Origin of the sequence: Actinotalea sp. C106, from assembly GCF_023630195.1 — a bacterium.
Taxonomy (GTDB): domain Bacteria; phylum Actinomycetota; class Actinomycetes; order Actinomycetales; family Cellulomonadaceae; genus Actinotalea.
In genome coordinates this window covers 1-2281 of the sequence record NZ_JALPKN010000398.1, presented here as the reverse complement: position 1 = coordinate 2281, position 2281 = coordinate 1, and the positions used below count along the sequence as shown (strand labels likewise).

Annotated in this window: 3 protein-coding genes; all 3 read left to right on the top strand. The window is 75.5% G+C overall.

Features of this window, described 5'->3' with window-relative positions; translation table 11 throughout:
• Window positions 1-1069 (top strand): prephenate dehydrogenase (locus tag L0B03_RS16855; protein WP_250448021.1); only part of this gene is annotated, 1069 nt, incomplete at its 5' end.
• Between the two features lie 79 nt (window positions 1070-1148).
• Window positions 1149-1871 (top strand): (d)CMP kinase, encoded by a 723-nt coding sequence (cmk, locus tag L0B03_RS16850; RefSeq protein ID WP_250448019.1) that lies wholly within the window; start codon window positions 1149-1151, stop codon window positions 1869-1871.
• Window positions 1868-2281, top strand: a 414-nt coding sequence (locus tag L0B03_RS16845; RefSeq protein WP_250448017.1) for a 1-acyl-sn-glycerol-3-phosphate acyltransferase, incomplete at its 3' end; no start/stop codon positions are given. The genes cmk and L0B03_RS16845, both read left to right, overlap by 4 nt.

Sequence of the window (2281 nt, the reverse complement as noted above, 5' to 3'; positions counted from 1 at the left end):
GGGGCTGCTCGGCGCGAGCATCGGCCTGGGCCTGCGGGCCCTCGGCGTCGACGTCGTGCTGCACGACCCGTCCCGGACCACGCTGCTGCTCGCCCGCGACGTCGGCGCCGGCCGACTGCCCACGCCCCACGACCCTCCGGTCGAGCTGGTCGTGGTCGCCGCCCCGCCCGACGTGACCCCTGACGTCGTGCTGGCGGAGCTCGAGGCGCACCCGCAGGCCGTGGTGACCGACGTCGCGAGCGTCAAGACGGCTGTCGAGACCCCGCTCCGGGCGGCAGGCGCGGACCTGAGTCGGTACGTCGGTTCGCACCCGATGGCTGGCTCGGAGCGCAGCGGCCCGACGGCGGCCCGGGCGGACCTCTTCGCCGGGCGGCCCTGGGTCGTGGTGGGCTCGGAGGCCTCGGCGGGGCCCGCTGTCCTCGCCGTCCGCACCCTCGCCACGGATCTTGGTGCCACCCCCGTCATGCTCGACGCCGCGACCCACGACGACGCCGTGGCCCTCGTCTCCCACGTGCCGCAGATCGCGGCCTCGCTGGTGGCAGCCCGGCTGGTCGACGGCGAGCCGGCTGCTCTCGAGCTCGCCGGCCAGGGCCTGCGGGACGTCACCAGGATCGCCGCGAGCGACCCGGGGCTGTGGACCTCGATCCTCGGGGCCAACGCCGAGGCCGTGGTCCCGCTGCTGCGCAGCCTGCGCGGTGACCTGGACGTCCTCATCGAGGCCCTCGACCACGCCTCGGTCGCGACCGCTGCCGAGGAGGTCGCCACGGGCGCGCTCGGCACCGTCGCGGCCGCGATCGCCGCGGGGAACACCGGGGTCAGTCGGATCCCGGGCAAGCACGGCGGGACCCGCCGGGCCTACGACGTGGTGACCGTGCTGGTGCCGGACGAGCCCGGCTCCCTGGCACGGCTGCTGGCCGAGGTCGGGGCCGCGGGGATCAACCTCGAGGAGCTCCAGCTCGAGCACGCCCCGGCCCAGGCCGTCGGCCTGGCCTCGATCTCGGTGCTGCGTGGCCTGCGGTCCCGGCTCGAGGAGGAGCTCACCACCCGGGGTTGGCGGGTCGCGGGCTGAGCCAGCACCGGGGCCCCACGCCCTCACCCGTGCACCGACCCCCCGGTGCACGAGGACGACGACGACGACAGGAGCAGTGATGGACGACGGCACCTCGGGACCCCTCGTGGTCGCGGTGGACGGCCCCTCGGGGTCCGGCAAGTCGAGCGTGTGCCGGCAGGTCGCGGCGCGGCTGGGCCTCGCCTACCTCGACACCGGCGCGATGTATCGCGCGGCCGCGTGGTGGTGCCTGGACCAGGGGGTCGATCTCGAGGACGCCGAGGCGGTCACCGCCCAGGTCCGGGGCATGGTTCTGGACCTGGGTCTCGACCCGCGGTTCCCGACGTTCGCCATCGGCGGTACGGACATCGCGACGGCGATCCGTGCCGGGGAGATCTCGGCCGTGGTCAGCAAGGTCGCGACGAACCTCGAGGTCCGTGCCGACCTGGGGCAGCGGCAGCGTCGGGTCATCGAGGTCGAGCGCGGCACCGAGGGCTTCAGCCGCGGGAGGGGGGTCGTCGTCGAGGGACGTGACATCACCACGGTGATCGCCCCGGACGCCGACGTGCGGATCCTCCTGACCGCGAGCGAGGAGGCCCGGCTCGCCCGCAGGTCCCGTGAGCTGCACGGCGACGCCGGGGAGGAGAGCATCGCGGCGACCCGCGACCAGGTCGTGCGCCGGGACCGCGACGACTCGACGGTGGTCGACTTCATGACCGCGGCCGACGGCGTCGTCACGGTGGACTCATCCGAGCTGGACCTCGAGCAGACCGTCCAGGCGACCCTGGGTGTGGTGGGCCGGGTGAGCGGCAGGAGCGCATGAGCCCGGGGACGTCCCCCTTGGCCGGGGACCCCGGCCCCGGCGGCCCGCGCTGGTCGAGGTGGGTCGGTCGGTTCCTGGCCCGGGTCGTGTGGAGCACGACCGTGGTCGGCGCGGACCGCGTGCCGCGCCAGGGGCCCGTGATCCTGGCGGCCAACCACATCGGCGTCATCGACGGTCCGCTCGTGCACGGCTGCGCGCCGCGGGGGACCCACGTGCTGGTCAAGCACGAGATGTTCCGCGGGCCGGTCGGGGCGGTGCTGAGTGCCGCGGGTCAGATCCCGGTCGACCGGCGCAACGGACGTCCCGCCCTCGCGGCCGCCCTCGCGGTGCTGCGGCGTGGGGGAGCGGTGGGGATCTTCCCCGAGGGGGTCCGGGGCCGCGGGGACGCGAGCAGCGCCCGCGCCGGCGTC

Bases quoted from the DNA above. Each gene is read 5' to 3' on its own strand.
- cmk (WP_250448019.1), top strand. From the start codon at position 1,149: ATGGACGACGGCACCTCGGGACCCCTCGTGGTCGCGGTGGACGGCCCC.